At 62.1% G+C, this 25,005-nt stretch carries 26 protein-coding genes; 5 read left to right on the top strand and 21 right to left on the bottom strand.

The features are described from left to right. Positions 1-10 precede the first annotated feature (10 nt). The 9 genes from BQ8482_RS08350 to BQ8482_RS08310 form a co-directional block, all read right to left on the bottom strand. Positions 11-769 carry a F0F1 ATP synthase subunit A gene (locus BQ8482_RS08350; RefSeq protein ID WP_123147023.1) on the bottom strand — a complete coding sequence of 253 codons (759 nt, stop codon included), beginning with the start codon at positions 767-769 and terminating at the stop codon, positions 11-13. A 70-nt stretch (positions 770-839) separates the two neighbouring features. Then, on the bottom strand, positions 840-1,238 hold the full coding sequence (locus BQ8482_RS08345) for an AtpZ/AtpI family protein (RefSeq protein ID WP_023799399.1): 399 nt from the start codon (positions 1,236-1,238) through the stop codon (positions 840-842). A gap of 241 nt (positions 1,239-1,479) precedes the next feature. After that, on the bottom strand, positions 1,480-2,664 hold the full coding sequence (locus BQ8482_RS08340; protein WP_123147022.1) for a cell wall hydrolase: 1,185 nt from the start codon (positions 2,662-2,664) through the stop codon (positions 1,480-1,482). Positions 2,665-2,924: 260 nt separating this feature from the next. Then, positions 2,925-3,812 carry an SDR family NAD(P)-dependent oxidoreductase gene (locus BQ8482_RS08335; RefSeq protein WP_425294085.1) on the bottom strand — a complete coding sequence of 296 codons (888 nt, stop codon included), beginning with the start codon at positions 3,810-3,812 and terminating at the stop codon, positions 2,925-2,927. Next, positions 3,812-4,591: a hypothetical protein gene (locus tag BQ8482_RS08330; protein ID WP_123147020.1), complete on the bottom strand. Its 780-nt coding sequence runs from the start codon at positions 4,589-4,591 to the stop codon at positions 3,812-3,814. The genes BQ8482_RS08335 and BQ8482_RS08330 overlap by 1 nt, the downstream gene beginning before the upstream one ends. A 10-nt stretch (positions 4,592-4,601) precedes the next feature. Beyond that, positions 4,602-5,189, bottom strand: a complete 588-nt coding sequence (locus tag BQ8482_RS08325; RefSeq protein ID WP_123147468.1) for a protein-S-isoprenylcysteine O-methyltransferase — start codon at positions 5,187-5,189, stop codon at positions 4,602-4,604. Positions 5,190-5,348: 159 nt separating this feature from the next. Further along, entirely contained in the window at positions 5,349-5,948 is a 600-nt protein-coding gene (locus BQ8482_RS08320) for a hypothetical protein (protein ID WP_123147019.1), read from the bottom strand. A gap of 142 nt (positions 5,949-6,090) precedes the next feature. Further along, positions 6,091-6,231 (bottom strand): ABC transporter, encoded by a 141-nt coding sequence (locus BQ8482_RS39040; RefSeq protein ID WP_082982116.1) that lies wholly within the window; start codon positions 6,229-6,231, stop codon positions 6,091-6,093. A gap of 199 nt (positions 6,232-6,430) precedes the next feature. Next, the gene (locus BQ8482_RS08310) at positions 6,431-7,027 is read right to left on the bottom strand and encodes a L,D-transpeptidase (RefSeq protein WP_123147018.1); all 597 of its coding nucleotides are present in this window, start codon (positions 7,025-7,027) and stop codon (positions 6,431-6,433) included. A gap of 188 nt (positions 7,028-7,215) precedes the next feature. Here BQ8482_RS08310 and BQ8482_RS08305 point away from each other — a divergent pair, with 188 nt between their 5' ends. Further along, the gene (locus BQ8482_RS08305) at positions 7,216-7,971 is read left to right on the top strand and encodes an SDR family NAD(P)-dependent oxidoreductase (protein WP_123147017.1); all 756 of its coding nucleotides are present in this window, start codon (positions 7,216-7,218) and stop codon (positions 7,969-7,971) included. A 256-nt stretch (positions 7,972-8,227) separates the two neighbouring features. On the opposite strand, the gene der is transcribed toward BQ8482_RS08305, so the two are convergent. Then, the gene (gene der / locus BQ8482_RS08300; protein WP_123147016.1) at positions 8,228-9,661 is read right to left on the bottom strand and encodes a ribosome biogenesis GTPase Der; all 1,434 of its coding nucleotides are present in this window, start codon (positions 9,659-9,661) and stop codon (positions 8,228-8,230) included. 115 nt (positions 9,662-9,776) lie between these two features. After that, on the bottom strand, positions 9,777-10,442 hold the full coding sequence (locus BQ8482_RS08295; protein WP_123147015.1) for a tetratricopeptide repeat protein: 666 nt from the start codon (positions 10,440-10,442) through the stop codon (positions 9,777-9,779). Positions 10,443-10,724: 282 nt separating this feature from the next. Here BQ8482_RS08295 and BQ8482_RS08290 point away from each other — a divergent pair, with 282 nt between their 5' ends. Beyond that, a complete protein-coding gene (locus tag BQ8482_RS08290; RefSeq protein WP_123147467.1) occupies positions 10,725-11,729 on the top strand; it encodes a polysaccharide deacetylase family protein in 1,005 nt (334 codons plus the stop codon). A gap of 27 nt (positions 11,730-11,756) precedes the next feature. Here BQ8482_RS08290 and sbmA read toward each other — a convergent pair whose 3' ends face one another. From sbmA to BQ8482_RS08275, 3 genes are all read right to left on the bottom strand, one after another. Further along, positions 11,757-13,034, bottom strand: a complete 1,278-nt coding sequence (gene sbmA / locus BQ8482_RS08285; RefSeq protein WP_123147014.1) for a peptide antibiotic transporter SbmA — start codon at positions 13,032-13,034, stop codon at positions 11,757-11,759. A 122-nt stretch (positions 13,035-13,156) separates the two neighbouring features. After that, positions 13,157-14,317, bottom strand: a complete 1,161-nt coding sequence (locus BQ8482_RS08280; RefSeq protein WP_123147013.1) for a YbfB/YjiJ family MFS transporter — start codon at positions 14,315-14,317, stop codon at positions 13,157-13,159. A 120-nt stretch (positions 14,318-14,437) separates the two neighbouring features. Then, positions 14,438-14,650 (bottom strand): hypothetical protein, encoded by a 213-nt coding sequence (locus BQ8482_RS08275; RefSeq protein WP_123147012.1) that lies wholly within the window; start codon positions 14,648-14,650, stop codon positions 14,438-14,440. A gap of 98 nt (positions 14,651-14,748) precedes the next feature. On the opposite strand from BQ8482_RS08275, the gene BQ8482_RS08270 reads away from it, so the two are divergent. From BQ8482_RS08270 to BQ8482_RS08260, 3 genes are all read left to right on the top strand, one after another. Continuing rightward, positions 14,749-15,663, top strand: a complete 915-nt coding sequence (locus BQ8482_RS08270; RefSeq protein WP_123147011.1) for a LysR substrate-binding domain-containing protein — start codon at positions 14,749-14,751, stop codon at positions 15,661-15,663. A gap of 83 nt (positions 15,664-15,746) precedes the next feature. After that, entirely contained in the window at positions 15,747-17,003 is a 1,257-nt protein-coding gene (locus BQ8482_RS08265; RefSeq protein WP_123147010.1) for an aminopeptidase, read from the top strand. Between the two features lie 45 nt (positions 17,004-17,048). Continuing rightward, a complete protein-coding gene (locus tag BQ8482_RS08260) occupies positions 17,049-17,405 on the top strand; it encodes a DUF488 domain-containing protein (RefSeq protein ID WP_123147009.1) in 357 nt (118 codons plus the stop codon). Between the two features lie 52 nt (positions 17,406-17,457). On the opposite strand, the gene BQ8482_RS08255 is transcribed toward BQ8482_RS08260, so the two are convergent. The 7 genes from BQ8482_RS08255 to BQ8482_RS08225 are packed head-to-tail and all read right to left on the bottom strand — an operon-like array spanning position 17,458 to position 24,978. Then, the gene (locus tag BQ8482_RS08255) at positions 17,458-17,997 is read right to left on the bottom strand and encodes an NADH-quinone oxidoreductase subunit B family protein (protein WP_123147008.1); all 540 of its coding nucleotides are present in this window, start codon (positions 17,995-17,997) and stop codon (positions 17,458-17,460) included. Between the two features lie 11 nt (positions 17,998-18,008). Next, a complete protein-coding gene (locus BQ8482_RS08250; RefSeq protein ID WP_123147466.1) occupies positions 18,009-19,577 on the bottom strand; it encodes a hydrogenase large subunit in 1,569 nt (522 codons plus the stop codon). A gap of 20 nt (positions 19,578-19,597) precedes the next feature. Beyond that, positions 19,598-21,046, bottom strand: a complete 1,449-nt coding sequence (locus BQ8482_RS08245; RefSeq protein ID WP_123147007.1) for a hydrogenase 4 subunit F — start codon at positions 21,044-21,046, stop codon at positions 19,598-19,600. Next, a complete protein-coding gene (locus BQ8482_RS08240) occupies positions 21,043-21,705 on the bottom strand; it encodes a hydrogenase-4 component E (RefSeq protein WP_123147006.1) in 663 nt (220 codons plus the stop codon). Before BQ8482_RS08240 ends, BQ8482_RS08245 begins: the two co-directional genes overlap by 4 nt. Then, on the bottom strand, positions 21,705-22,661 hold the full coding sequence (locus BQ8482_RS08235; protein WP_123147005.1) for a respiratory chain complex I subunit 1 family protein: 957 nt from the start codon (positions 22,659-22,661) through the stop codon (positions 21,705-21,707). The genes BQ8482_RS08240 and BQ8482_RS08235 overlap by 1 nt, the downstream gene beginning before the upstream one ends. Then, positions 22,652-24,670 (bottom strand): hydrogenase 4 subunit B, encoded by a 2,019-nt coding sequence (hyfB, locus tag BQ8482_RS08230; RefSeq protein WP_165848454.1) that lies wholly within the window; start codon positions 24,668-24,670, stop codon positions 22,652-22,654. Before hyfB ends, BQ8482_RS08235 begins: the two co-directional genes overlap by 10 nt. Continuing rightward, the gene (locus BQ8482_RS08225; protein WP_123147004.1) at positions 24,667-24,978 is read right to left on the bottom strand and encodes a helix-turn-helix domain-containing protein; all 312 of its coding nucleotides are present in this window, start codon (positions 24,976-24,978) and stop codon (positions 24,667-24,669) included. The genes hyfB and BQ8482_RS08225 overlap by 4 nt, the downstream gene beginning before the upstream one ends. Between the last annotated feature and the right edge of the window lie 27 nt (positions 24,979-25,005).

Below are 25,005 nucleotides of genomic sequence, written 5' to 3'. Positions count from 1 at the left end.
TCAACCTGGGTCAGTGCCCGGGATGCAGGGCGTCGTTCAGATACATGCAGGTCAGCACGGCAAAGACGTAGGCCTGCAGGAAGGCGACCAGCAATTCCAGCGCCGTCAGTGCCACGGCCATCGCCAGCGGCAGGACCGATCCGGCAATACCGAGCGTGCCAAGCGCGCTCAAGCTCACCACGAAGCCGGAGAACACCTTCAGCGTGATGTGGCCGGCCAGCATATTGGCAAACAGACGAACCGAGAGGCTGACCGGGCGCGAAACGAAGGAAATCACCTCGATCAGCACCACCAGCGGCAGCAGGTAAATCGGCACGCCGTGCGGGACGAACAGTTTCAGGAAACCGAGGCCGTGCTTCATGAAGCCATAGACGACGACGGTTCCGATCACCAGCGCGGCAAGGCCGAAGGTAACGATGATGTGGCTGGTGACGGTGAAAAAATACGGGAAAAGACCGAGCAGATTGGCAACGAGCACGAACATGAACAGCGAAAATACCAAGGGAAAGAACTTCATGCCTTGGGTTCCGGCTGCGTCCCTCAGCATGTTGCCGACGAATTCGTAGGCCATTTCCGAGACCGACTGAAGACGGCTAGGAACGAGGCTGCGGCTCGAGGTGCTGAGATAGAGAAACGCCGAGGCAACGGCGACGGTCGCGACCATGAAGAGTGCAGAATTGGTGAACGACAGGTCGTAGCCGCCGATCTCGATCGGAATCAGCTTGTTGATATGGAACTGGTGGATCGGATCGACCTTGTCAGCAGCCACTTTAAATCCCCATCAAAGCCGCGCGCGGCTTTAGTGTCCTGTTCACTGCGCCGGCAAGCGGCGCCTCAAGTCATTCTTTCGGATCGCGGGCTTTGTCGCCCTGTCCGAATTCCGCCATAAGTCCCGCGGAGCGCAGGACATTGAGCACGCCGGCGCCAAAACCGAGCAGCAAAAAAACGATCAGACCCCATGGCGATGTCCCCGCCACACGGTCGATGATCCAGCCAAGACCAGCACCAACCACTATCCCGGCGATGAACTCGCTGGATAGCTTAAGCGCCTGGCCATATCCGGCCGCACTGCCCGCTTTCGCGTCGTCTTTCCCCTCGAGCCGGTCCGGCCGCCTTGTCGCAAGCGATGCTTCAAGATCGCGCCGGCGGCGCTCAAGATCGTCGTCGCGGATGTCGGCTTGACGCTGTTTGCCGCGGCCGGTTTCTCCGGTTCCGTCTGGCCCATTCTTGTCGGCCATCGCAACCCCCTTGCCCGTTCAGATCGTCACCGTCCGTCCGCTCTTAAGTCGCCGGCAACATAGTTAGAGGGTCCGCGCCCGTCAAGCCACGGGCGGGACTTCCGCCTTAAGTATTTTCTCCATTCATATCAATGGCTTGCCAGGGTGCGACATCGTGCCCGCTACCGCCGCTGGCGTGCCGCGGCCGAATCCCTGCGCCGAGGGGTCTTCGATCGACCGCGCCCAGGCCCTGCCGGAGCGCTCAGCTCCAGCCGCCGCCATAGGTGCGGTAGAAGATGTGCAGGCCGATCTTGGTCATTTTTTTCATCGTCCGCGCCCAACCTGGGTTGACGTAGTTGGCGTAGTAATGGGTCGACGATCCGACTTCCGGGATGAAGATCTTGCCGGCAGTGACTGCCATGGCGATGTCCTGCGCGGTCTTGTAGTGGGCGGGACTCTGGATGCGCTTCTTCCTGCCGTCGCAAGCGAAGGAAAACTGGCAACGGTTGAACCATTTGTCGTTCTGATAGACGACGCCGCAGATTGAGTTCGGATAGGCCGGATTGCGAACGCGATTGAGGATGACCTGGGCGACGGCGGCCTGGCCGCGCACCGTTTCACCCCGCGCCTCGAAATAGATGCCGTTGGCGAGGCAAGTCTGTTCCGCTTTGGAGAATACGCTCGCCGGCAGCGGAGTTTGCATCCACGAATGATCGCCCTTGGCCACCGGCGGAATGAAGCGGCCATCATTCGGCTTCTCGTCCTGAAGCAAGGCCTCGAAGGGCGAAGCCTGGGCATAGTCGGGCGCGGCCGCTGCGTAGGCCGTCGCCAGGACGTCGGGGCGGTCGTTGTTGACCAGTGCGGCCAGCATGGCCGGCACGCCGGGATCCGGCTTCTTGTCGACGCGCCTATGAAACGCGGCGGCAATCTGGATCTCCTTGCCTTTGATCTCGGGCTTGGCGAAAGCCAATTTCAGGCCGCTGTCCATGCTCGGGCGAAGCAGCGAGGAGGTGCGCTCGAAAACCGAGCCGGCATTGAAGTTCTTCGGGGGCGCGACCGGCGAGACGATGATAATGCGGCCCTTCTTGTCGGCGCGCATGATGCGGTCCTCGTCGGGTGTCGTGCTGGCCACGCTGCCCTTGCCGCGAAACGACACGGCGCCGATGCCGGGCAACCGGACGCCGGAACCCGAGATCGAACCGGTGGTGTCGGAATCGAGGAAAGGCATCTCGGCGGCATGGACCGAGCCGGCGACGGATTTCTCGACATAGGCGTTCCAGCGGGCGTTCGGCGCCTTGAGGCCCGAAACCAGGCTCGTCATGTCCTGGTAGGCAATGGCATTGGGAAAGCCGACCCAGATGCCAAGTCCGATGACCAGAGGAGACAGAAAGGAACGTCTTTTCTCACCGGCGAAAGCGACAAGCCGCTTCAAAACACGTCGATGCACGGAACTCTCCAGAAACGCAACGGACCCCACTGGAGAGGCACGATGATGCATTAACCTTGATGGGGCGTTAACGGAGTTCGACCAGCGCCAATCATTTCAATGGCTTTGTTGGAAACGGCTCCAGCGGCCCCAATAAGCACTCCGCAGAGCGCTGTTAAGAGATGGAGGATCCTCTCTATGCCACGAACATGCTTAACGGCCCGTCATCGGTGAGCGGTCTCTTGCTTCAATGAGGTTTTTTCGGTGGCGTGCTGGTCCGGTTAGGGGATAATTCCCCGAGGGCCCCGGCGCAGCTGGATCTGGCGGGTACCGCAGCATTTCTTGAACTTCATACCTGAACCGCAAGGACATTGATCATTGCCGCCGCGTTGCAGCCGGCCGACCAAGGGCAGCAGCGCTGCGGAAGGCAGGAGCGATGCCGCAAGGGCAGCCAACTTGGCCGAGATTCCCGGCACGACGAGGCGACGACCGGATTTGAACCCTCGCCACGCCCGTTCGGCCACATACTCCGGACCCACCTTGGGCAAGATGTTGAAGAGCACCGTCTGATTGGCGCCTGACCTTGCGAGAAACTCCGTCGACACCGGGCCTGGCGCCACGCATGTGACCGTCACACCGGTTCGGCGCAATTCCTGGTGAAGCGCCTCTGAGAAGACGCGCACGAAACCTTTGCTAGCGAAGTACAGAGCCATATAAGGCCCAGGAAGGAACCCGGCCACGGAACTGAGATTGAGCACCCCGCCCCGTCGGCGCGCCACCATGCCCGGCAGAAAATGGAGGGTCAGTTCTGTGAGGGAATGTATGTTGAGATCGATGATGCCGAGTTGACCATCAATGGGCAGCGCCGTCGCCGCGCCCCGCAGGCCATAGCCGGCGCTGTTGACCAGGACATCACAGACCAGGCCGTGTGCGGACAGAAAGCCCTCCAGGCGCGTTGGCGCATCGCCGGCCACGAGATCCAGCTCGAGCGTGAATGCCTCGCCACCCGCCTCCCGAACCTCAGACGCCGCGGCGGCCAAACCCTCGGGCGAGCGGGCAACCAGCACAACCGCACCGCGCTCCAGTGCAGCGACGCCCGCAATCGCCCGGCCAATTCCACCCGAGCCGCCAATCACGACGACGGCTGGCCGGAATTCATAGTGCGAAATCACGTCGCGTTCCTCCGTCTTGCAGGAGCGGAAGCACCTTGACCGAGCAGCACCACTTCATTGGCGACAGTGCCGTTCAGGATCTTTTCGAATCGCTCCAGTGCTCGTGCGACGTTCGCTCCATCCATGACCCGGTGATCGTAGTGGATGCGGACATTCACCGATCCGTCTTTTTCGATCGGACCGTAGTTTAGAAGCGTGGTCAATGGTGTCAGCGGGTTGAGTGATTCCGCACCGAGACCAGAATAGACGGACAGTTGGAAGGTACCGAAGTAATTTGCCCTTTGCCGGCCGATGTTCAACCCTAGCCACATAAGCAGCCACCTGACTGGCGCGGGCGCACCTGCCATCCGCAAGGCACGCCGGAACTCCGGGACCTCGAGGATCGGCCGTGATCGAGCCGCGTGGATGGATTCCTCAAGTTGCGTGATAGAGTAGCGCTCCGGGCACTTGATGCAGCTCAGCAGAACGGCCGGCTCGCCATCATATTCGCGCTCGTGGGCAATCGAGGCTACGCTTGCCGGATACTCGTAAAGCTGCGGCCAGGGCAACTTGACATAGGCGCGCCGCAGCTCCGGCATCTCCAGGGCGAGAAGCGCATATCCTTTCAGGAAGATCGCAGTCCACGAGGGCCTGGTCTGCTGCGCCATTCTAGCCCTTAGGAGCGGGCCAAGGTTCATCTGACGCTGCACCGCGACCCGTGGCACGCCGATCGAAAACCTCATCAGATCGCCAACAAGGCGCCGGGGCGCCGAAAGCTTGAGGGCTCGGCCTCGCATCAAACGACCTCTAATAAAGATAAGGGAATATTCGCTTGGTCCTTTCCATATAGGCGCGGTATTGCGGGCCTAAATTCTCCAGCATCATACGCTCTTCCTTATCCACTCTCAGCAGGAAAAGCACTGCGAAACCGATCAAACCAGATATGCCCGCAGCCCAGTTCGGCAGCAGAAAGAGCTGGCCGAGCCCCATAAGCAGAAACGAGGTGTACATCGGGTGACGGACCAAGGCGTATGGCCCGGCGCTGACCAGTTCATGCCGCTCGCGAATCTCGAGCGTGATCGACCAGTTACGGCCAAGTTCCTTGTGGGACATGCGAAAAATCCACAGCGCGGAGCAGAAGATGATGGTTCCGAGCGCCACCGACCACAGGCTGGCCGGATGGTCAGCCGCTGCGGGGATGCCGGTGGCGACATAGAAGCCAGGCAGGATCGCGAGGCCAAGGAGAGCCGATGCAAGCCCGACGGTGTCGGAACTTGAGCGGCCGCCAGCTACAATTCGCACGCGCCTTGCCCGGCGCTCGAACGGATACCGGATCACGTACCAAGCAACGATGCCGATCACCCATATGATCTCGCCAAGTGAAGCTACAGCAATGGTCACTTCAGGTCACCGGAGCCTTTTCTCGATCTGGGACCGCGATTAGCCGTCGCAACGATGTCAGCGTCCGAATTGTCGACCGATAGACATTCAGAGCGCGTTCCTTTCGGACTTAACCGGGCGAATGACGCGAAAGCGGGTTTTGCCAATCGCATTTCAACCCCCGTTCATCTCCCGAAGCTTGGTTATGAATTGTTGCGGCCGGAGCCAGGTACCGGGGGTCTTATACCCCATCGATCTGGCGATGTCCGCTACGAATGCGTTGCAGTTGTAGAGCGAGGCGTGCCAAAGCGGAGAGCTGGCCTGCAGCTTTCGTATGCTCGCGACGACTTTCCTATATTCGGCTTCAGTAAGCAAAACTCGCCAGCTTGCCGACCGGTAGGCATCTTCCAAGTCGCCGTCCGTCCACCCGGTCGAGGCTGGCACGGGCGCCAAATGGCCGAGAACATAGACATTGGGATCATTGGACTTCGGAGCGAGCCCCGCGACTTCGGGGTTGACCATCCGTCCCGCCTGGTTCAATCGTCCAAAAATCACGAAGGAATGGCCGTAGGTAAGGGCGTACCGGGAGCGGAACTCGATGAAATGCCGTTGGGCTTGAGTTGATGCCGCCGCGGGCGCCGTCATCGCCGCGGATCTCAGTGCCCGATCATCGGACACGAAAGTCGGCTGGGGCTTGTTGTCCTGCGACTGACATGACGCTGCGACAAGCGCGAGCAGGGCCACAATTGTTGAACGGCCACTTACAAGCGTCATCTCATCCAGAACTCCGAGGACCGTAGACCTAGTGCCAGCCTATGCCCGCCAACCTCAGGTAGGCTGCGAATCCGGCCTTGGCCCCTGCATATCGATGGGGAAGGGCCTGGCGGCCCTTCCCCAAATCTCCGAAAGCCGGTGCTTATTTAATCACGGGCTCTTCTACGGCAGCGGGTTCCGGCGGAGGAGCCTTCCCCTTTCCTTTACCGATCCAGCCGTTCGCGCAGCCGCTCAGGCTGGCAACGGCGAGGGTAGCAACCATTACAATCAACATCCTGCTCATCAAGCAATCCTTTCCCCAGGGGCGGAACAGCCAATAGAATCGCCACAAATAAAAAGATATGCAGCCCCACCAAGTTAGCTGCGATCTACACCAACGCCTAGTGCAGAAATGACACAGTTGGCACCCGGTTGCAGACGGCAGCTTTGCGGTGACGTGCCGGCAGGGCTCACCATCCAACGGAGATCAGGCCTGCCCACCATCAAACAACCACCACCGTCGTGCCCAAAGGAGTACGTTCGTAGAGGTCAATGATGTCGTCATTTATCAAACGGATGCACCCGTTCGATACCGCTGTGCCTATCGTCCATGGCTCGTTTGTACCATGTATCCGGAAGTGCGTGTCGCGCCCGTCGCGATAGAGATAAAGGGCACGCGCACCAAGCGGGTTGTTTGGTCCGCCAGGGACCCCCCCTGCATACTTCACCAGGCGCGGCTTGCGCCTCATCATATTGGCGGTGGGTGTCCACGACGGCCAGTCCGCCTTGCGGGCGACGGTCGCTGTACCCTTGAACGAAAGTCCCTGCTCGCCGACGCCGACGCCGTAGCGCGTCGCCCACCCGTCGGTCTCGACGGCATAGAGAAAACGTTGCGAAGTATCGACGACGATCGTTCCAGGCGGCTCGTTTCCGTCGTACCGCACATGCCGCCGTCGGAAACGAGGATTGAGGCCATTCCTTGGTCCGAACGCGGATGAAATCGGCTCCGCCACCTGTCGTAACGTCGACGTACATCCGGAAAGCATCAGAGCCAGACTACCCAGCACGAGCCCCCGGCGCGCAATGTGGTGTTCTTCCATTTCTACCTGCTAGGAAACTGGTCAATCTACCCCGCCCTCGTCTCTACCATTCCAAGGCCTGCGGGCCAAGTCTCGCTGTGTGGTGGCAAAATGAATTCACAGGATTGACAAGCGAATTGGAGCGAAACTTCTTGCGATAAGCGTCTGCCTCTGCTCGGTTATGTCACAATGGGCATAGGACAGAGACGATGAAGGCTGACTTCCATGGGAAAGTCGCGATTGTGACTGGTGCAGGCTCCGGAATAGGAGCGGCTGTGTCACGGCAACTCGCGCAAGAAGGAGCCGAGGTTGTTGTCGCCGACCTTGATGCCGAGGCCGCGCACTGCAAAGCCGCCGAAATAAACTCGCTAGGAGGCAGGGCCTACGACTTTGCGGTCGATGTCACGGATGCGGCAGCCGTCGAAAAGCTGATCGAGTTCACTATCCAGAAATGCGGCGGACTGGATATGGCGGTAAACAATGCAGGTATCGACGGCGTTCGAAAAGCAACGGCAGACTATCCGCTCGACAACTGGCACAAGCTTATAAACGTCAATCTGAATGGCGTCTTCTACAGCATGAAGTACGAAATCGCCGCCATGCTGGATCGAGGCGGAGGCGCCATCGTGAACATGTCCTCGATTCTCGGTTCCGTCGGCTTGCCGACTGCGTCCGCATACACGGCAGCTAAACACGGGGTCGTTGGACTCACCAAGGTTGCGGCGATTGAATATGCGAGGATGGGCATCCGGATCAATGTCGTCGGCCCCGGCTGGATCGAAACGCCTCTTCTATCGGAGCAAGTGGAGGCATTAGCCACGCGGCGCATGGCAGCCCTTCAGCCGATGGGCAGACGCGGCAAACCGGAGGAGGTAGCGGCTCTTGTGTGCTTCCTGTTGTCCGATCAGGCCAGCTTTATCACTGGGAGCTACCATCTGGTGGACGGAGCCTACACCGCCCATTAGGTGCACTGGCTGTCCCCACTCGTGCTGGCTACTGTCAGGGTGATGACGCCGCAGATCGCTGGGCTGCCGCACTGCACTGCCTGAGATGGCGCTGTTCCCGCGTCGCGAGGGAGGCCGAGCCAGACCCGGTGGCGGCGCGACTTGCCGACATCCTGCTGCAGGTGGCGGTGGAATCGCCTGCCCGAAAATGTGCAGGCGCTGCCCGCGAGCCGCCTGCGAAGCGTAGCCTGATGCTGGCGCCCGGAAGACGCAGCGCTCAGCGGCGTTTCTTCGCCTTGCCGGCGAACGGATTTTCCGAGGTGCGCAAGGCGATGCGAATCGGCACGCCGGGCATGTCGAAGGCTTCGCGCAGGCTGTTGGAGAGATAGCGGACATAGGATTGCGGCATCGCGTCCGGCCGTGAGCAGGACACGACGAAGCCGGGCGGTCGCGTCTTGGCCTGGGTGACATATTTGATCTTCAGCCGGCGCCCGGCGACGGCGGGCGGCGGATGATGCGCCAGTATGCCTTCCAGCCAGCGGTTGAGCTTGCCGGTCGAGACGCGGCTGTTCCACACCCTGTGCGTCTTGATGACGGCATCCATCAGCTTGTCGAGGCCGCGCCCGGTCTCGGCCGAGACCGGCACCGCCTGCATGCCGCGCGCCTGCGGCAACAGCCGCTCGGTCTTCTCGCGCAGTTCCGCCAGGAGTTCCTGGGGATGGTCGATCATATCCCATTTGTTGAAGGCGATCACCGGCGCGCGGCCCTCGCGGATGATCAGGTCGGCGATCTGCAGATCCTGCTTCTCGAAGGGAATGGTGGCGTCGAGCACGATGATGACGATCTCGGCAAAGCGGATGGCGCGCAAGCCGTCCTGCACCGACATGACTTCCAGCTTTTCGTGAATCCTGGCCTTGCGGCGCATGCCGGCGGTGTCGAACAGTTTCAGACGGCGGCCATGCCAGTCCCAGTCGACGGAGATGGAATCGCGGGTGATGCCGGCTTCCGGCCCGGTCAAGAGCCGCTCCTCGCCGATCAGTGCATTGATCAGCGTCGACTTGCCGGCGTTCGGACGACCGACGACGGCGATGCGCATCGGTTTGGTATCGTCATAGCTCGGCTCGGCATCCGGATCGGTGATGTCCTCGCCGATCAGCACCTCGCTGGCGGCGGCCCCGTCGTCGGCATCCTCTTCTTCTTCGCCGAAGGCGCGCGCCTCGCCCAGTGCTGATATCACCGCATCGCGCAAATCGGGCAGACCCTGGCCGTGTTCGGCCGAGACCGGGATCGGCTCGCCAAGGCCGAGTTCCCAGGCCTCCAGCATGCCGCCCTGGGCGCCGCGCGCCTCGGCCTTGTTGGCGACGACGACAACCGGCTTGCCGGACTTGCGCACGATCTCGGCGAAGGTCTTGTCGTCAGGCATCAGCCCGGACTTGGCGTCGATCGTGAAAAAGATCAGGTCGGCTTCGCGGATGGCGATCTCGGTCTGGGCGCGCATGCGACCCGGCAGCGTCGAAGCAGCAGCATCCTCGAAGCCGGCGGTGTCGATGACATCAAAATGCAGATCATAGAGCTTGGCGGCATGGACGCGACGGTCGCGGGTGACGCCCGGCGTGTCGTCGACAAGCGCCAGCTTCCTTCCCACCAGACGATTGAAAAGGGTTGATTTGCCGACGTTAGGCCGGCCGATGATGGCGACTTTGAACGTCATGCGGCCCTACATCTGCCAGCACGTCGTCCCAAAACCGCTACACACTTTTGGGCGACATGCATCTGCCATGCATGTCGTTGTCCCAAAACCGCTACACACTTTTGGGCGACATGCATTACGACACGCTGCCCGACCCACGGATCAGCTCGGACATCAACGTCGCCCGCTCGCGCGCGTTGCGCGGGGCGCCGTCATCCGAGGCGATCTGGTCGAACAGTTTCAGTGCGTCCGTCGCCTTGCCTTCCTTCCAGGCGGCAAGGCCGAGCGCCTCGCGCGCGGTATGGCGCAGCGGATTGGTGTCGGCGGTGAGCGTCTCGACGCGGCTGGAGACATCGGCGAACGAACCGTGGTCGACGAGCAGCAGCGCTGCCCTGATGCGCGCCATGTCGCGAAGGCCTGATGGAATGTCCGTGTCGGCGGCGACCTCGTCGAAGTCCTTGACGGCGGCGGCGACATTGCCCTTATCCGCCTTGACGGTTGCCGCGCGCATGCGGGCGAGCAGCGGATAGGCGCCGTAGCCATCCTTTTCCAACGCAGCGAGGGCAGTCAGCGCTTCGTCGCTCTTGCCCTCATTGGCAAGCTTCAGCGCCTGCGAGAAGGCGTCGCCCGAGCGATTGGCGCGAGTCTCGTCCCAATAGCGATAGCCGACGAAGGCCGCGGTGCCGACCACCACCAGTATCGCAAGCGCAAGCAAGGCAGGACCAAAACGGTCCCATAGCGCATGCGCCTGATCGCGACGCATCTCTTCGTTGACTTCGCGGATAAAACTGTCGTCCGACATCTCAAAACCATCCTGCCCGCCCCAGGGCGGTTTAGAGCGACGTGCGTCCATGGAAAGTACGCTCTAACACTTTGAATTTGCGCATCGTGCTTCCTGAAAATCAATTCTGCTTTTCAGGCCGATGCGGTAGCCCGCGTTTTAGCGAAATTTTGCCGGCATGGAAGGGGTTGGACAGGAAAATCGGCTAATCGCCGACACGTGGCCGCCCGAGGCAACCGCACCCGCGCCACATTTCGCCGATAGCCGGTGCTCGAACCCTCCTCCAATCCAGATCAGATGCTAATGCCTCGTTCGTCCCGCGTTGTTGCATTCTCCATCGCGTCGCTCGCTGCAGCGGGCGCCGCTGTCGCCGATCCGCCCGCGGCGCCACCGCCGGCAAGCCCGAAGCAGGCGGTCATCATCTCGTTCGACAGCGCAAGCGATATTTCGCAGTGGAAGCGCAGCCGGGCGCTGGCCACGCGCACCGGCGCCCATTTCACTTACTTCGTGTCCTGCGTCTTCCTGCTCTCGCCGGAAACGCGCAAGGCGTACATGGCGCCCGGCAAGACATCGGGCAAATCCAACATCGGCTTTGCCGCCTCGAAACAGGACGTCGCCGACCGGCTCGAGCAGATAAACCTTGCCGTCTCAGAAGGCCACGATATCGGCAGCCACGCTTGCGGCCATTTCGACGGCAAGGACTGGAGCAAGGCCGACTGGCTGAGCGAGTTCGGTTCGTTCAAGCATATTCTCGAGAACGCCTATTCGATAAACGCTATTACCGCTGAACCCGCGGGTTGGCGCGAAATCGCGCGCAAGGCGGTCGGCTTTCGCGCGCCCTATCTGTCGGCAAACAAGGCGCTCTACGAGGCGCTGCCAAAGGCGGGCTATTTGTTCGATGCGAGCGGTGTGTCACGCGGCCCTGCCCGGCCACCGACCAGCAACGGCATCACACGCTTTTCGCTGCCGCAGATTCCGGAAGGTCCTGACACAAGGCGGGTGATCGCGATGGACTACAATCTCTATGTCAGGCATTCCGGCGGCTTCGAGCGGCCAAGCAAGGCGGACGAATTCGCCAACCGGACCTATGACGCCTTTCGCGCAGCCTTCGACGCTCAATACCAGGGCAAACGCATTCCGCTGGAACTCGGCTTCCATTTCACACTGATGAATGACGGCGCCTACTGGAATGCGCTCGAGCGCTTTGCCGGCGAGGTCTGCACCAGGCCCGACGTCGAGTGCATCAGCTATCGCGACTATGTTTCGCGGCGCGATGGCGGCGAAAAGCAGGCGTCGGTGGGCGGCTGACTAGAAGCGCTCGCCGCCCGCCACTCCTCAACTTACCGGCTGGTCCTCAGGGCGCAAGCCGGCTCGCTCGCGTTCCAAATAGTGCTGGTCGATTTCAGGTAGCGGCTCGCCTTGCAGCGTCGCCTCGAAGGCGCGCAGGCGTTTATGCACGGACTGAAGCTCGACGATGGTCGACCAGGAATTTAACAGGAACTGTAGCGAATTCGTCACCTTTCCGAATGCATTCGGTATCTGATTCAGGACGCCGAGCGATATCCTGTGCGCCACGATAGAAGGCCCCATGATAAGAAATGAGAAGATATTGTCGGCCTGCAAGTAAGTGTAACGAACTACGTTGAAATATATGTAATGGAAATAAAGCCTGAAGTAATTTCTGCGAACATTATTGAACAGTTCTGCTGCCGCAGCAGGTTGAGCGCGATCAGCGTGATCCTCTCCATAGACCAGCTCCTTCCGATAAGCGGCCTCTACGCGCTGATTGCGGAACTGAAGGCCCGGCAATTTCAGACCGGCGATCATTACCGAAATGGTTCCGAACAAGCACCATCCGATCGCGGCGACTACAAGGGGCTGCGGAATAGCCCCGACCACAGGCAGTTCGCTGATGTGGACCTGAAGTTTGATCAACACCGGAAGGAACGCGATCAAAGTCATGATCGACTGAACGAAGCTGGTGCCAAGATCCTCCATAATTTGAGCGAAACGCATCGTGTCTTCCTGAACGCGCTGAGAGGCGCCCTCTATGTGGCGCAATTTGCCCCAGCTCGCCATGAAGTAATCATTCATCGCCGTACGCCAGCGGAAAATCCAATGGCTGACGATAAAGGCATTGATCACGCTGACATTCATACCGACCAGCGCCAACCAGGCGAATGTGGCCAGCTGGGCGTAAAACTCGGCATTGGTCGATTCTATTGTTTTGGAAATCAGCCCCTGGATGTAGTCGAAGAACGGACCGTACCAGTTGTTCACGGCGACGCTGATCTGCACATTGAAATAGATGAGGAACAGGATAAAGGCCGCTACGAGGATGGACCAATTCTGCCACGGGTGCGGCGCGTAGAGGCGCCAGAACGCGTAGAAGGCCCCAACGCAGAAAATGTAATAGACGTAGAACCACAGAAACGGCTTCGACCAGAGCGCTGCAATACCGACTATGGGCGGCGCGTCCGCCGCGGCCGGCGGCAGCCCGAACACAGCGCCTAAATGCTCGCCACCAAAAAACCAGTAGAAGATCGCGGCAAGGCTCCATACGACCGCCGAAGTGAAGAACAACTTCGGCTGCGGGAAGAAGGATACGAACACTGTGGGGAAATCCTCGTTCGATGCGCAAATCAGCGGCGTTGCTGTTCAGCGGGCATAAGGTCACACATCGATCGGAATTAAAATGGCCGGTGCGTGATGCCCGGCACCGAGCAAGACCACAATCATGGCGATTTTGGCGCAGCCGACCAGATGACCGCGCCGGAGACAAGCAGGACGGCGGCGGCCACAATCGATGCGAGGAAGAAGTCGCCCGAGGCTTCGGCAAGCAGCCCGGCGACGATCGGACCGATGATCTGACCGAGGCCAAAGGAAGCCGTCATCAACGCCAGGACCCGGCGTGGTGCTTGCGGGGCAAGCTGCCTTCCGGTCTGCAGGCCGAGCGCGGTGATGGCGATGAAGGTCCCGCCAAGCAGAAATCCGCCAAGCAGCGGCCCAATGTGTCCACCGACGGCCACGCTCGCGGTGACGCCGACCACCTCGACAAGACACCCCAAGGAATAAGCCTGGTAGAGCCCGATCTTTCCTGCGATCTTCTGCCAAAGCCAGACCGAGGGAATCCCGGCAAGGCCGGTGACCATCCAGACCACGGCTTCGAAGACGCGGCCGCCGCCGCCTTGCCGGACGATGGCGACCAGAAACGTCGCTGTCACAATGTAGCCGAAGCCGAACAGGCCGTAAGCGACGATGATCTTCATCAGCGAGCGGTCCTTCGGCAGCGCCGGTTCGCGACCATCGGCGCCGTTGGCGGTCGCAGTGCTGCCGAGCAGCAGCGCCACGAGGGCAAAGGCGCAGGCTGAGATCGCGGCGGACCAGAACCAGCCCGCCGTCCAGCCGGCATGCCCGGTGACGAGGACAGCCATCAGCGCCGAGGACGCCGCAATGCCGAGGCCGACGCCGCCAAAATGCAGCGCCTGCAGGTCGTTTCGCCCGGCCGCGGCCAGATGGCCGAAAACGATGCTGGACATGAAGACCAAGACAAAGGCGCTGGCCAGACCGGCCAGAAAGCGGATGATGAGAAAGGCCGCCATCGTGTCGGCCAGGCCCATCAGCCCGGTGAGGACTGCGGTGGCGGCAAGACCGGCCAGCATCAGCAGGCGCTCGCGGCCGTTCGCCCAGCCGCCGACGGCCGCAAGCGCACCGATGAGATAGCCGAGATAGTTGGCGGATGCGATCCAGCCGGCATCGGCCGGCGACAGGCCAAGTTCCTCCATCATGCCGGGCAGGATCGGCGTGTAGACGAAGCGGCCGATGCCCATGGCGACGGCCAGGGCAATCATGCCGGCGAAGGCGAGACGCAAAGGGGACGGCGAAGCGGCTTTCATTGCGGTGCACAATAGGTGCACGAGCCTGTCAAACAATCCGCTTCTTGTTGGGCCAGAACGGCTCGCAATGGCTGTTGGCCAGAGTCCACCGCAGAGGGCCGGCCCGCTAAATCTGTTTCATCAGCCGCAGCCGACCTGCGAGGTGCCCGTCTCGTAGGCAGTGCGCCGGGCCGTCAGCCTGAACGGCATGTCGGCGAGTTCGCGCTCCGACATGGTGTCGAGCACAGGATGCGACAGCGGATCAATCGCCCATCGGGTGGTCTCGCTTTCATACGGCCGGCTTTGCTCTGTGCCGACAGCGGAAAAGCCCCTGAGCAGTGATAAAATCTTCATCGGATTTTCCTCGATAGATCTGCTTACTTCCTTAAAGATCTGCCATCCGGCCCTATGTTTCAATTGAGATTTCAACCGTCCCGGTTTAGAAAAACTGTATGGTTATGCTGAACCGCGTCCACCTCAACGGCCTGCGCGCCGTGGAAACCGTCGCCCGCCTGGGATCGCTTTCGGCTGCGGCGAGCGAACTCAACGTGTCCGCCAGCGCCGTCAGCCAGCAGGTCAAGCGAACGGAAGAGCAACTCGGCCAGGCGCTGTTCGAACGAACGACGAGTGGTCTCTTGCTGACCGAATTCGGCACCGTCTTCACCGCGCGGCTCGGAGCTGGGTTCCGCGAGCTCGCCCAAGCCGTGGCGCTCGCCGACGAGGCCTCCGAATGCACGCTGGTGGTTTCGGTGGCGCCGGCTTTCGCGTCGAAGTGGCTGCTGCCGAGGCTGTCACGTCACTTCGCCCGGCATCCGAATGTGCTTTTGCGCATCGACGCCTCGGTGCGGATTGCCGATCTCGACCGCTCGGACATCGACATCGCCATCCGGCTTGGCGACGGGACGTGGCCGGGTGCGCGGGCGGAATTGCTGCTAGCACAGGAGGTCTTCCCGGTCTGCGCCCCGGTGATCGCCGACAAACTGAAATCGATCGAAGATCTTGCCCTGACCTGCGCGATCACCGACGAACGGGCGATGATCAGTTGGGAAAGCTGGTTCGAGGCCGCCGGGGTTAAGCCGATCACCTTCCTCAAAGGCGCGCGCTTCACCGACCCGATGCTGTGCCTGGAATCGGCGATCGCCGGCCACGGCGTCATGCTCGGCTGGCAATTGCTGGCTGCCGACGCGCTGGCCGACGGCCGCCTTGTCGCCCCCTTTGGCGTCCGCGCCGAGAGCGGGCTCGGCTATTGGCTGGTGACCTCCGCCACCAAGACCGAAAGCCGTAAGGTCAGGGATTTCAAGGTCTGGATCCGCGAAGAGATAGCGGCGACCATGGCGTATTTCGGGTCGCTCGCCAGCGCGAACTGAACCCCCGCGTGCAATCGCGGTGGAAAGGAGAGCAGTGCGGGTCTATGTAAGAACCAGACCCCCACATCACGGCAGGCAGGACCATGACCACACATTCGCGCGGCGTTTCCGCAACGATCGACCCGGTGAAGCTCGACAGGCTGGCGGAAGTCGCCATCAAGGTCGGGCTGCAATTGCAGCCAGGGCAGGACCTGGTGCTGACATCGTCGATCGCAGCACTGCCTTTGACGCGACGGATCGTCGAGCATGCCTATAGAGCCGGCGCCGGCCTGGTGACGCCGATCTTCAACGACGACGAGATGACGCTGGCGCGCTTCCGCTATGGCGCCGATGCCGGCTTCGATCACGCCGCCGGCTGGCTCTATGAGGGCATGGCGAAGGCCTTCGCCAACAATGCGGCGCGGCTGGCCGTGCGCGGCGAGGATCCGTCGCTGCTGTCGGCACAGGATCCGGCGAAAGTGGCGCGCGCCAACAAGGCGAACTCGATCGCCTATCAACCGGCGCTGGAGAAGATCACCGGCTTCGACATCAACTGGAACATCGTTGCCTACCCCGACCTGGCCTGGGCCAGGCAGGTGTTTCCAGGCGATACCGACGACGTCGCCGTGGCGAAGCTCGCCGACGCCATCTTTGCCGCCTCACGGGTTGATGTGGACGACCCGATCGGCAACTGGAAGGCGCACAATGCGGCTCTGCGCAGCCGCACCGAATGGCTGAACGGCCATAATTTCCATGCGCTGCATTTCACCGGACCCGGCACCGATCTGACCGTCGGTCTGGCCGACGGCCATGAATGGATGGGCGGCGCCTCGACCGCCAGGAACGGCATCACCTGCAATCCCAACATCCCGACCGAGGAGGTTTTCACCACGCCGCATGCAAGGCGCGTCGAAGGCCATGTTACGAGCACCAAGCCGCTGTCCTACCAAGGCACGCTGATCGACGGCATTGCGGTGCGTTTTGAATGCGGCCGCATCGTCGAGGCGAAGGCTAGCCGCGGCGAGGATGTGCTGAAAAAGGTGCTCGATACCGATGAAGGCTCACGCCGGCTCGGTGAGGTCGCGCTGGTGCCGCATTCCTCACCGATCTCGAAGAGCGGTCTGCTGTTCTTCAACACGCTGTTCGACGAGAATGCCGCCTGCCATATCGCGCTCGGCCAGTGCTATTCGAAGTGCTTCGTCGACGGTGCCTCGCTCAGCCAGGACGAGATCGCGGCGCGTGGCGGCAACAAGAGCTTTATCCATATCGATTGGATGATCGGTTCGGACAAGATCGACATCGACGGCGTCGGCAAGGACGGCAGCCGCGTACCGGTCATGCGTAAGGGCGAGTGGGCGTAAGGAGCCGCCAGCAAGCCGTCTTGGCGGTCAACCCCGGAGTTGACGATGAAACTCGATGTCAAGGTCAAGCGCATCTACGAGCCGCCCTCGCCTGGCGATGGGCAGCGGGTGCTCATAGACCGCGTATGGCCGCGCGGCGTCCGCAAAGAAGACGCCGCGCTGACGCTATGGCTGAAGAACCTCGCGCCAAGCGATGAATTGCGCAAATGGTTCGGCCACGAGCCGACGCGCTGGATGGAATTCCAGCAGCGCTATCGCGGCGAGCTCGACAGGAACAGCGATGCGGTCGGCCAGTTGCGCGCCCTGCTCGACAACGGCCGGGTGACGCTGCTCTACGGCGCCCAGGACGAGCTGCACAACAACGCAGTGGCTTTGGCTGACTATCTGCGTCTAAGGGGCTGAGGCAGCGCGCACGCTGCCGGCCGTTCGCCGGTATAGCGGTGCTTTTTCGATATCAACCTCGGGGGGCAGCAGTCTTTGCGTTCACCCTCTCAAGCAACGCTAGTAATCCCTTTAGAATTTCGATTGGCGATGGCGGGCAGCCCGGAATGTGCAGATCGACAGGCAGTACCTCCGACACGCCGCCCACGACTGCATAACTCCCGGCGAAACAGCCACCGTTCATGCCGCAGTCGCCAAGCGCGACCACCCATTTGGGATTGGGAGTTGCGTCATAAGTCCATTTCAGTGCCTCGCGCATGTTTTTGGTGACCGGCCCTGTGACAAGCAGCACATCGGCATGGCGCGGCGACGCGACGAACCGGATTCCGAAGCGTTCGACGTCATAGAAGGCGTTGTTGAGCGCATGCATTTCGAGTTCGCAGCCGTTACAGGAACCAGCGTCGACCGCCCGGATCGACAGGCTGCGGCCCAGTCGCTTGCGGGCAGCGCCGTCTAGCGCGCGCGAGAGTTCGTCGATCGCCGTCTGGCTCGCCTTGGGCGGACGCTCTGTGAGTGGGGGCCGTGTCAGGCCTTCAAAGAGGTGCTTGCGCATGGCGGAATGCCTTAGAGATCGTGACCGGAGTAGGAACAGTTGAACGATTTGTTGCAGAGCGGAAAGTCGGCGACGATGTTGCCCTCAACGGCCGCTTCAAGCAGCGGCCATTGAAACCATGACGGGTCACGCAGGTGACAGCGCTCGACCATACCGCCTTCGCCAATGCGCAGCCAGGCCAGAATGTCGCCCCGGAACCCCTCGACCAGCGCCATGCCTTCACGCGGCCCGCCTGTCTTGGTGACGCCTGTCTGGGCAACGCTCGCCTCGGCGACATCGACGCGGATCGGGCCGCCAGGCAGCCTTTGAAGGATCTGCTCGGTCAGCGATAAGCTCTGCTCGACCTCGCGGATGCGGATCCAGACGCGCGCATTCACGTCGCCCTCCTGAAGGAGAGGGACGTCGAAGGCGAGTTCGTCATAAGGCGGGTAGCCTGGACTACGCCGCGCATCGAACTCTCGGCCGGAGGCGCGGCCGACATAACCGCCCGCTGCGTATTCCCGGGCAAGGGCCGGCTTGAGCCGACCGGTCGCGACGGTCCGGTCCTGCAGCGACGCCGTGTTGTCGTAGAGTTCGACCAAATGAGGAAACCGCTGCCTGATCTCCGTGACCACAGACCGGACCGCGGCCGTCCCCTCTTCGCTCAGGTCGCTTGCCACCCCGCCAGGCACGATGCGGTCGCGCATCAGGCGATGGCCGAAGGCCGCATCGCTGGCACGCAAGACGCGTTCGCGCAGCACGCCGCAATGGGCATGCATGAGCACGAAGGCGGCGTCATTGCAGATGGCGCCGATATCGCCGAGATGGTTGGCAAGACGCTCGAGTTCCGCCATCAGCGCCCGCAGCCAGACGGCACGCAAGGGCACTTCGACGCCGAGCGCCGCTTCGACCGCGCGAGCAAAGGCCAGCGAATACGCCACGGTGCTGTCGCCGGACGTCCTCCCCGCCAGTTTGGCCGCGCGCTCGACAGGCGAACCTGCCATCAGGCCTTCTATGCCCTTGTGCACGTAGCCGAGACGCTCTTCCAGCCGGACAACTATTTCGCCGCTTGCCGTGAAGCGAAAATGCCCCGGCTCGATGATGCCGGCATGCACGGGCCCGACCGGAATCTGGTGCAGGCTTTCGCCTTCCGCGGGAAGGAAGCGGTAAGAGGCCATGGCTGGCGCATGAGCCGGCGCTGCTGATGCTTCCGCCGCCAATGCCCCCGCTGCCAGGGGATGACTGACGCCCCATTGGCCGTGATCGAGCCAGCGTCGTGTATCCGGAAGTCCTTGCGGCAGAAGCCCGAACAGGTCCGCGGCGGCGCGCTCGAGGCGCAGTGCCGGCGGATGCCGCTGGCCGACCGATGGGTAGCGGCCGCCGGCGCATTTCAGGCTGATGACACCGATGTCTCGAACCGCGTCGAGAAGCGCCATGTGGACGGTGTCCGGTTCGGCCCAAAGACCGAGCAGGCTCCAGTGGCCCGCGGCAAGCTGCTCGACGGCAAGGTTCCAGATTTTCGGAGCAACCACGGCGCGTCGCCAGGGAGCGTGCTGTTCGACAGGACGGCCCGCCTCGATGAGGTCGGTCAGCGCGGGCATCTTTCTTTTGCTCATCCGTTTCATCCCAGGATGGTCGCGACGTGCTGGAACCAGGTGACCAGAGGCGCCGGCAGGTAGATGCCGGCGCCAAACACCAGGGCCAGGTGGGAATACATCGGCACGTAGGATGCCTCGACGGGCGCGGTGCCGCCGCGCGGCTCGCCGAAGGCGACGCCAGTCAGCCGCAGCAGCAGGGCGCCGAAGGCGATGAGAAGCCCGAACACCAGTGGGATCGCCAGAAGCGGCTGCCTCGCAAAGGTCGAGCTGACGACCAGGAATTCGCTCATGAAGATGCCGAGCGGAGGCAGGCCGGCAATGGCAACGACGCCGATGACGAGCCCCCAACCGAGTCCGGGATGCGTTTCCGTCAGCCCTCTGATGTCGGCGATTTTTTGTGTTCCCTTGACCTGCGCGATGTGCCCGACGGCGAAGAAGATCGCCGACTTGGTCAGGCTGTGCATGACCATGTGCAGCAGGCCGGCAAAGTTCGCGAGCGGGCCGCCCATGCCGAACGCGAACACAATGATGCCCATGTGCTCGATCGAGGAGTAGGCGAACAGGCGTTTGATGTCGCGGCGGCGGTAAAGCATGAAGGCCGCGAAGATGAGCGAGGTGAGCCCCATTGCGACCATCAATGGTCCCGGGGCTATCGCCTCCGGGCTTGCCGCGAGCAACAGCTTGAAGCGCAGCACGGCATAGAGTGCGACGTTCAGCAGCAAGCCCGAGAGCACCGCCGAGATCGGCGTCGGGCCTTCGGCATGCGCGTCGGGCAGCCAGGCATGCAAGGGAGCAAGGCCGACCTTGGTGCCGTAGCCGAGCAGCAGAAAGACGAAGGCGACGTTGAGCAAAGCCGGGTCGAAATGCGCCGCCTGTTCGATAAGCACCGTCCAGACCATGGCGTTGGTGCCCTCGCCGACGACCGGCTGTGCGGCCATGTAGACGAGGATGGTGCCGAACAGCGCAAGTGCGATGCCGACGCTTCCCAGGATGAAATATTTCCAGGCGGCCTCCAGCGCTTCATGCGTGCGATAGATGCCGACCATGAGCACGGTGGTCAGCGTCGCAAGCTCCACCGCCACCCACATCAAACCGATATTGTTCGACACGAAGGCGAGGTTCATGCCGAACATCATGACCTGGTACATCGCGTGATAAAATCGCAGGTTCGGCGCGGTCAGCCGGCCGGTCTCCAGTTCGTGCGCAATGTAGGACGCGCTGAACACGCTGGTGGTGAAGCCGACGAATGTGTTGAGCACGATGAAAACGATGTTGAGATCGTCGACGAGCAGGTATTGGCCTGGCTGCGGCCGATCGGTGACGAACAGCGACAGCGCGGCGAGCAAGGTCAGGAAGCTCGCGGCGACATTCAGGCCTGCCGACATCCGGTAATTCGGCAGCGCCGCCAGAAGTGCGGCCGCGCCGACGGGTATCAGCAGGATGGCGGCCACCGCGTCGAAGGGAGCGGTCAACGGCGTTCTCCCCTGTAGTCGTCGAGCGCGCCGACATCCACCGAGTCGAACCGCTCGCGGATGCGGAACAGGAAGACACCGATGACGATGAAGGCGATCAGGATCGAGAAGGCGACGCTGATCTCGACGACCAGCGGCATGCCCTTGGCGCCGGTGGCGGCCAGCACCAGGCCGTTCTCGAGCGACATGAAGCCGACAACCTGGCTGACGGCGTTGCGGCGGGTGACCATCACCAGCAGCCCCAGCAATATTATCGACAGCGCGAAGGCCAGGTCTTCGCGGGCGAGCGGGTCGGCTTCGGGCGTGACCCGCAGCATCAGCACCATCGACAGAGCCACCAGACCGATGCCGGCAAGCATGGTCGGACCGATGCCGACGGCGGTCTCGATGTCGCGATGGATGCCGAGCCGCTGGATGATGCGATGAAGCCCGACGGGAATGACGATCGCCTTGAAAATGAGGGCGATCGCCGCGGTGACATAAAGGTGATGGGCGTCCTGGACGTAGGCCTGCCAGGCCACGGACGAAGCGAGCACGATCGCATGAAGCGCAAAGACGTTGATCAGCGCAAACAGGCGATCCTGATACAGCATCATGAAACTGACCAGCACCAGCCCACCGGCGAGCAGATGAGCGATGTCGAAGGTGAGACCGTTCATCAAAGGCTCCGTGAGACGAACAGCAAGAGCGTGCCGAGCAGCGCCAGCATGAGGGCGGCACCGAGGAAGTCCGGGACGCGGAAGACGCGCATCTTGGCGATGGCGGTCTCGAACACGGCAAGCAGAATGCCGCAGGCGGCAAGTTTGCCGATGTAGACAACGACGCCCAGAGCATAGGACCCTGGTCCGGCCCGAGCGGTCACCAGCCCCCACGGAATAAAGACGCAGCAAATCAGCGACACATAGAGCAGCAGCTTGAGGAAGGCGGCGAACTCGATCATCGCCAGATGGCGGCCGGAATATTCCAGGATCATCGCCTCGTGAACCATGGTGAGTTCCAGGTGGGTGGATGGATTGTCGACCGGTATGCGGGCGTTTTCGGCGAGCGCCACCATGACGAGAGCGATCAGCGACATGCCAAGCGAGACCCGCAGGCCGACATCCGGCGAAGCCATGACGGCGGCGACGGTGGAGAGTTGCGTCGCGCCGGCGACGAGCGCCAGGCTGAACACGATCAAAAGCATGGCGGGCTCGGCCAATGAAGCGATCATCACCTCGCGGCTCGCGCCGATGCCGCCAAAGCTCGTGCCGACATCCATGCCCGCCAATGCCAGGAAGAACCGCGCGCTGCCGAGCAGCGCGACAATGGCGATGAGATCGGCGGTCCAACTGAAGGTGAGGCCGGTTGCGAATGTCGGGATGAGCGCGGCGGCGACCCAGGTGGCGGCAAAGATCAGGTAGGGTATGACGCGAAACAGCCAGGATGCGTTGTCCGCCAGGACGACCTCCTTGCGCATCAGCCGCAGGAGATCGCGGTAGGGCTGGAACAGCGAAGGTCCCCGGCGGCGCTGCAGTCTCGCCTTCACCTTGCGCACGAAGCCGGTCAGCAGCGGTGCCAGCAAAAGCACCAGCACCATCTGCGCGCCCTGGACGGCCAGTTCAAGGATCAGGGCCATAGCGCGAGCACCAGAAGCAAGGTGACGAGGTAGAGGAAGACCAGGGTCAGATAGCGCCGGATGGTCAGGAACTGCAGATGGTTCAGCTTCTCGGTCGCATAGCCGACAGCGCCAGCGATCGGCTGGTAAAATGTCTCCCAGATCACATCGTGGATTTCCACAGTGAGGCGTGCCGGCCCGGTGGCGCCCGGTGGTGGCATTTCCACCTTTTCCCGGGCACGGAATGCGAATGTGCCGAAGACGCGGCGAATGGGCTGCGCGAAACTGACGGCCGTATATTGCGCGGCCGGCGTGACGTCGGGAAAGCCGCAACCCCATGCAGGGCCGCGACGCAGCGCATGCGAGGCGAAGCGGTGAATGACGAACGCCGCAAGCGATGCGGAGATTGCAATGAACACAAACACCAGCAGGCCGTTGTAGGAGCTGCGGCTCTCGGCGATCGGCACGATCGACAGCCAGGGCTGCGCCATCTGCACCGGCATGCGGCTGCCGATCAGCGAAAGCGTCACCGGTGACAGACCGTCTATGATCAGGCCCGGCAGAATGCCGGCAAGCAGACAAAGGGCCGCGAGAACGAACATCGCCGCCAGTGAGTAGCGGTCGACCTCCTGCGCCTGCTCCACCGCCGCGGAGCGTGGCCGGCCGAGAAATGTGATGCCGAACGCTTTTACGAAACAGGCGGCGGCCAGCGCCGCCGACAATGCCAGCAGGCCACCGACAGCGGGCACCATGACCTTCAGGCCCCATTGCGGCAGATCGGGGCTCTGCAGGATGGCCTGGAAGGCCAGCCATTCGGAGACGAAGCCGTTGAAGGGCGGAAGTGCTGAGATCGAAACGCAGCCGACGAGAAAGACAAAACTGGTCAGCGGCATGCGATGGATAAGACCGCCAAGCTTCTCCATGTTGCGCTCGCCGCTCACTGTGAGCACGGCGCCCGCGCCGAAAAACAGCAGGCTTTTGAAAAAGGAATGGTTGAGAACGTGGAACAGTGCTGCGGTGAGCGCCAGTGCGGCGGCCGACGGCATCGCATTGGCCTTGAAGGCGAGCGCAAGGCCAAGGCTAACGAAGATGACGCCGATGTTTTCGATGGTGCTGTAGGCAAGGAGCCGCTTGAGGTCCTTTTCCATCAAGGCGTAGAGGATGCCGAGCACCGCCGTCAGGCCGCCGAGGAAAAGCACGACGACGCCAGACCACCATGCCGGCTCACCGAGCAGGTCGAAAATGACGCGTATGAAGCCATAGACGGCGACTTTCGTCATGACGCCGCTCATCAGGGCCGAGACATGGCTTGGCGCCGCCGGATGAGCGAGCGGCAGCCAGACGTGGAGCGGGACAAGGCCGGCCTTGGAGCCGGCGCCGAGCAGCATGAGAACCAGGGCGGCGGCGGCAACGAACCGGCTTGGCTCGGCGGCACGCATCGCGTCGAATGTGTAGGTTCCGTCCGGTCCGGCCAGCAGGCCGAAAGCGAGCAGCAGCGCCAATGTGCCGAAGCTCGCCATCACCAGATAGATGTAGCCTGCCCGGGTATTGTCCTGTTCGCGATGGTGCGCCATGACGAGCGCCCACGAGGCGAGCGACATGAACTCCCAGGACAGCAGGAAGGTGAAGGCGTCGTCGGCCAGCACGACAAGAGTCATGCCGGCAAGAAAGGCCGGGAAAAACGGCAGCACCCGGTGTTGCGCAGATTCGTGATGGCCGTAGCCAAGCCCATAGAGGCTGGCCGCAGCGCCGCCCAGATTGACGACGACCAGAAAGAATGCCGACAGCGCGTCGAGACGGAAATGAGCGCCGATCCACGGCAGTCCGAGCGGCAGCGTAACAGTGGACACGCCGGCAGGATCGCCTGTCAGCTCTGCTGCGGCGATCGCGAACATGACGGCCGAGATGCCAAGGGTTGCGCCATAGACCAGATGCGTCGCCGAGCCGCGCCGACTGACGGCGACAGCCAGTACGGCGGTTCCCAAAAACGCGGCGACACCCCACAAAAGAAGGGCAACAATCGACGTCACGGCAGGCCCCCGCCGACCTCGGCTTCCGCTTCGTCGGCGCCTGAAATCCTGGCTGGATTGAGCCCCGCCTTCAGCCGCACGCCCCGTCCGCCAGCCTGGCTGGTCGCGCCTTCCCCGATCAACTCGATGCCGGCAGCCTCAAGTGCTGCAATCAATTTCATCAGGGAATCGACATTGCCCCGGATCATCGCCTCGCTGGCTTCCATGCGCTGAATTGTCGGGACCGAAAGGCCGGACAACTCGGCAAGCCTGCGCTGGTCGATACCGAGCAGCGCCCTGGCGGCGCGCAATTGTGGTGCAGTTATCACCAGAGACCCTTCGGCTCAGCTTTGAGA

The organism is Mesorhizobium delmotii, assembly GCF_900149755.1.
Classification (GTDB): domain Bacteria; phylum Pseudomonadota; class Alphaproteobacteria; order Rhizobiales; family Rhizobiaceae; genus Mesorhizobium; species Mesorhizobium delmotii.
This window is presented reverse-complemented; position numbering and strand designations above follow the sequence as displayed.